This window comes from Leptolyngbya cf. ectocarpi LEGE 11479 (genome assembly GCF_015207065.1).
Classification (GTDB): Bacteria; Cyanobacteriota; Cyanobacteriia; order Phormidesmidales; family Phormidesmidaceae; genus Leptothoe; species Leptothoe ectocarpi.
Genome location: NZ_JADEXP010000433.1, coordinates 1 through 4,903 on the forward strand (window position 1 = coordinate 1; position 4,903 = coordinate 4,903).

5 protein-coding genes are annotated in these 4,903 nt (G+C 49.9%); 2 read left to right on the plus strand and 3 right to left on the minus strand.

The window, feature by feature from the left end; translation table 11 throughout:
• Window positions 1-280 precede the first annotated feature (280 nt).
• Complete coding sequence (locus tag IQ260_RS27690) at window positions 281-3,355, plus strand: efflux RND transporter permease subunit (RefSeq protein WP_193996300.1); 3,075 nt, start codon at window positions 281-283, stop codon at window positions 3,353-3,355.
• 8 nt (window positions 3,356-3,363) lie between these two features.
• On the opposite strand, the gene IQ260_RS27695 is transcribed toward IQ260_RS27690, so the two are convergent.
• Window positions 3,364-3,723, minus strand: a complete 360-nt coding sequence (locus IQ260_RS27695; protein WP_193996301.1) for a DUF5615 family PIN-like protein — start codon at window positions 3,721-3,723, stop codon at window positions 3,364-3,366.
• Between the two features lie 3 nt (window positions 3,724-3,726).
• Window positions 3,727-3,972, minus strand: coding sequence for a DUF433 domain-containing protein (locus IQ260_RS27700; protein ID WP_193996302.1), 246 nt, complete (start codon window positions 3,970-3,972; stop codon window positions 3,727-3,729).
• Window positions 3,973-4,097: 125 nt separating this feature from the next.
• Here IQ260_RS27700 and IQ260_RS27705 point away from each other — a divergent pair, with 125 nt between their 5' ends.
• Window positions 4,098-4,523 carry a hypothetical protein gene (locus IQ260_RS27705; protein WP_193996303.1) on the plus strand — a complete coding sequence of 142 codons (426 nt, stop codon included), beginning with the start codon at window positions 4,098-4,100 and terminating at the stop codon, window positions 4,521-4,523.
• A gap of 87 nt (window positions 4,524-4,610) precedes the next feature.
• Here the strand turns inward: IQ260_RS27705 and IQ260_RS27710 are convergent.
• Window positions 4,611-4,903: hypothetical protein (locus tag IQ260_RS27710; protein WP_228016490.1), on the minus strand; the 293-nt coding region annotated here is incomplete at its 5' end.

Below are 4,903 nucleotides of genomic sequence, written 5' to 3' on the forward strand. Positions count from 1 at the left end.
GCTTCTGGACTGGTTTCTGCAGACAATTCAGAAATGAAGCTCAATTTATAAAACCATCTCACACGAGGAGTTAACCTGAATAATCGACCTCGCCGTAACCCCCAACTTAACGCTATTAGGAATAACCTAGTACGTTGGGTTGTAGGGCGGCGTCCCGGCCCTGCTCAGGGGGTTTGGGGAACTCGAAGGGACCCCAAGCAACACCTTTAAACTCTCCACCAGCTGACCAATATATTTCCCATGCAAAGTCTCAACTAAGAATTATTTTCTTGATCGACTTATGTTTAATCTCTTCTTTCGAAATCGACAACTATTATTTTTAACACTAACGTTAGTAGTCGTTTGGGGCCTATCAGCCTTTTTATCATTACCCCGGCTGGAGGACCCCGAAATAGTTCAGCGCGTCTCAACAGTAACCACAATACTCCCAGGAGCCAGTGCTGAACGAGTAGAGTCTTTAGTAACTGACAAAATCGAAGAAGAGTTGTCGGATATTGAGGAAGTAGAAGAGATTCGGTCATCGTCTAGCCCTGGGATTTCAGTGGTGACGGTGGAACTAAAGGATACGATTCCTGATGTTGAGCCCGTATGGGCGCGGGTACGTAGCCAAATTGATGATGTAATTCCTGAGCTGCCTGCCGAGGCCAGTCGGCCTGAGTATGAAGATGCAAAAGTGAAGGCTAGCGCTCTGATTGTGGGGCTGACGTGGGAATTGGATCAGCCAGTGAATTATCCAATTTTGCGGCGGGTGGCAGAGGGCTTAGAAGCTGAGCTGCGTAACTTACCTGGGACTGACAGTGTAGAACTGTTTGGAGAACCGGATGAAGAGATTCGGGTGGAAATTAGTCAGGCTGATTTGCTGAAGTTAGGGATTACTGCTCAGGGTCTATCGCAACAGATTTCGGCTAGTGATGCGAAAATTTCTACGGGAGAACTACGGGGTAGCTCTACTGAGCTGTTGTTTGAAATAGACAGCGCTCTGGATTCGTTGGATCGCATTCGAGGAATTCCAATTCGGGTGGGAGCTGATGGTCAAGTTGCCCAGCTGGGTGACATTGCTCGGGTGAATAAAGGGGTACAAACGCCTGTTTCTGATCTGGCGTTGATTGATGGCAAATCCGCTATTGTTGTGGCGGCTACGGTGGAGTCTGAATACCGTGTAGATCAATGGGCCACCCAGGCTAGAAACGTGCTCAGTGACTTTGAGTCCGGGATGTCAGACGGCCTAGGCATCAGCATTGTGCTGGATCAAAGTCGGTATGTGCAACAGCGACTGAATGGAGTGATTGGTAATCTCCTAATCAGTTCTCTTTTAGTGATTGGTATATCGCTGGTGGTGCTAGGATGGCGCTCAGCTTTGATTGTTGGTCTGGCGCTGCCGCTCTCGACACTCATGGTATTTGGCAGCATGAAAGTGTTGGGGATTCCGCTGCACCAAATGTCTGTAACGGGTCTGATTATTGCGCTGGGACTGCTGATTGACAACGCCATTGTGGTAGTGGATGAGGTGCGGGTGCATTTACAAAGTGGCAGTCATCCTGCTGTGGCGGTAGGGGATACGGTAAAGCATCTGGCAGTGCCGCTGCTGGCGTCTACACTGACGACGGTGCTGGCGTTTGTACCCATTGCCACTTCGCCTGGGGGCACAGGAGAGTTTATTGGCACCATTGGCAGTACGGTAATTTTAGCGCTGCTGAGTTCGTTGACGCTTTCGTTGACCGTGATTGCAGCCCTGGCCGGTCTGGTTTATCGGTGGCGGCCATTACGCCCTCAATCACGCCACTGGAGCGTGGGTGGGTGGTCCAATCAGAATCTCTCTCGCCTTTATGAAGGCAGTCTGCGGGCTGTTTTTCGTCGGCCTATCGTAGGTATATTGGTGGCCATGGTGCTGCCTATGGTCGGGTTTGTTCAGTTTGCGAGTCTGCCACAACAGTTTTTCCCACCAACGAATCGTGACCAGTTTCAGATTGAGATTGAGCGGCCAGCATCGAGTGCGATCGCAACCACCCGCACCCAAACTTTAGCCATCCGTGAGCTGATCCAACAACACCCAGCGGTCAAGGATATCCACTGGTTTCTAGGCAAAAACGCCCCGTCATTTTTCTACAATGTGGTGGGCAGTCGTCGGAATGCGGCTGAGTACGCCCAGGGTATTGTTCAGCTGGACTCAACAGACGATCTCCAAGGCACCATTCGCACGCTACAAACGGACTTGGATGCCGCTTTCCCCGATGCTCAAATCCTGGTCAAACAGCTAGAGCAGGGACCGCCCTTTGATGCCCCCATTGAAATGAGTATCTATGGACCGGACCTAGAACAGTTGAGAACTCTGGGAAATCAGCTGCGGCTGATATTGTCTCAGGTAGATCAGGTCACCCATACGCGTGCTACGTTGAGTGAGCTGTCGCCTAAGCTAGCGTTGGCAGTAGATGAAGCAGCAGCAAGACGGGTGGGGTTGGATAATGGTGCGATCGCGGCCCAGCTCAGTACTCTTCTCGATGGTCAATTGGGCGGTTCCATTCTCGAAGACACTGAAGACATCCCTGTGCGGGTACAGCTACCGGAACAAGAGCGGGGCGACTTGGCCAGCATCACTTCCGTGGATTTGCTCAGCAACAACGGTACAACAGTTCCCTTTTCTGCCGTGGCTTCGGTTAACCTGCGCCCAGAGCTAAGCACCATTGCCCGCCGTGACGGCCAGCGGGTCAACACTGTTCAGGGATTTATTACCGCCGGATCTTTGCCAAGTACTGTCTTAGGAGAGTTCCAACAGACGCTAGAAACCCAGGGATTTGAGCTGCCGGCAGGGTATCGTCTCAGCTACGGTGGCGAGGCAGATGCGCGAGGATCTGCGGTGGGTAATTTGCTATCCACCGTGGGAGTTTTGGCCATATTAATGACAGCGACGCTGGTATTGTCGTTTAACTCATTTGCCTTGGCTGGATTGCTAGCGGCTGTTGCGGTAGCAGCCGTAGGTTTAGCGGCTATGGCTCTGTGGTTGTTTAATTCGTTGTTTGGCTTTACGGCTATCCTTGGTACGTTGGGGTTGATTGGTCTCGCCATTAATGACTCAATTGTTGTATTAGCGGCGCTACGCGATGACCCGCTGGCGCGTAAGGGAGATGCGGCTGCAACTCGACAGGTGGTGATGAAGGCGACGCGGCATGTGGTGGCAACGACGGTAACGACTATTGTTGGTTTCACACCGCTATTGCTGGATTCGACCGGGTTTTGGCCGCCGTTGGCAATTGCGATCGCGGGGGGATTGGGCGGGGCAACGCTGCTGGCTCTATATTTTATTCCGTCGGCTTATTTGTTGATTCATCAGAATCAAGCCAAGTCAGCTATGGTTTAGGTCAAATATCAACTATCGGTCATTTTTCTACGGACTCTGATTTTTCTCTGGGTAGCAATGATAATGGCACCCGATTCCAGATCTTGAATATAGTCAGCCAAAACGTCTCGTAACAGACTAATTCTTTCTATCCGAGGTAGATTCTCTAGCCGTAGGACACCATGATGGGGCTTGTCCTGTAGCCAAATCATCTGCTCGAAATCAGAATCGGTGGTGATAATGATGCGTTTTTCCTTAACAGCCCATGTCAGGATTGAACTGTCGGCCATTGTCGGGTCAATGTCTGCTACGCAGACAATATCGTGACCTAACTCAAGCAAAATTGAGGATAGGGCACCGCTTGCATTGACATCTAGTAGAAACCGCATGACTTAAGATGCGACTCGCTCGAATACTTCCTCGCTCTCGACGAGTCGGTAGGCATAGAGCAGGGCGGCATAGATATCAGCCATTTCCAGGTCAGGGTAGTCTTCAAGGATTTCTTGGTTGCTGGCTCCTTTGGCCAAAAGCTCTAGGATCATAGCAACGGAAATGCGTAACCCACGGATAATAGGCTTACCCCCTAAGATCTCTGGATTGAAGGTAATTCGTGATGTTGGGCCTTGATTAGTGCTCATGCTAGAAAACTTATCGTTCTCGATACATCTTTCTCAATACATCTTTAGTATGCCAATAGGTAAGCTAATTGAGACCATCTTTAAATCTCAAGCTACAATGCGGCTGACCTTAATCGCCGCTGCCCATGACTGCCCAGCTTTCCCCTGCTGAATTGAAAACTGCCCAGGATTTTCTCAGTTCCTATGACCCGGCCCAACCTGCCTTAGCAAACCTGGCCCACCATGACGGGGAACTGGATGCTAGCTTTGAGGATCTGGTGGCCGATGCGGCGGGGATGGCGGCCTACGGTGAGGAGAAAAAGAATCTAAAAGCGGTATTTTTGCAGAACCTGCGGCGGGAGGTTTGTGGGGATGAGAGTTTTCGTACCCAGGTGGAGGAGTATAGCAAGAAGCCGGGGCAGGCGGTGTTGTTGACTGGGTTAATTGTGGGGGTGATTGATTTGGTGACGCTGCCGATTAATCCGGCGTTGGCGACGGTGACGGTATTGTGGGTGTTGAAGTTAGGCATTCACACATTTTGTGATTATACCGAACCGGAGAAGAAGGAATAGGGTGGAACAAGGACTACCCCGTAGGGTAAGCACAAGCAAGGTCAGCTCCTACAGGATTATCAAATTTAGGCTTGATTTAGGAGAGACTTATTCATCATCGGACAGTTTTGCAAATATCCGTTGCACATCATCTGGTATGCTGTCCAAAATCTCCGACACAGATGATAATAAACTTTCATTTTGAGTCACCTCATAAATGTGACTCAAAATATTAAGCACTTTTCTTGTATTGTGATGATCGTTAAACTCTGTAAAAATTTTCAAAGCCTGTTGTAGATGTTGTTGAGCCTGAGAATAATCCTCCTGAGACGCTGCCAACAATCCTAATGCTGCATACGTGCTTGATTGCTTGTAGCGGTCGTTGTATTCAACTTTAATAT

Coding starts and splice junctions, on each gene's coding strand:
- IQ260_RS27690 (WP_193996300.1), top strand. CDS start 281: ATGTTTAATCTCTTCTTTCGAAATCGACAACTATTATTTTTAACACTA.
- IQ260_RS27695 (WP_193996301.1), bottom strand. CDS start 3,723: ATGCGGTTTCTACTAGATGTCAATGCAAGCGGTGCCCTATCCTCAATT.
- IQ260_RS27700 (WP_193996302.1), bottom strand. CDS start 3,972: ATGAGCACTAATCAAGGCCCAACATCACGAATTACCTTCAATCCAGAG.
- IQ260_RS27705 (WP_193996303.1), top strand. CDS start 4,098: ATGACTGCCCAGCTTTCCCCTGCTGAATTGAAAACTGCCCAGGATTTT.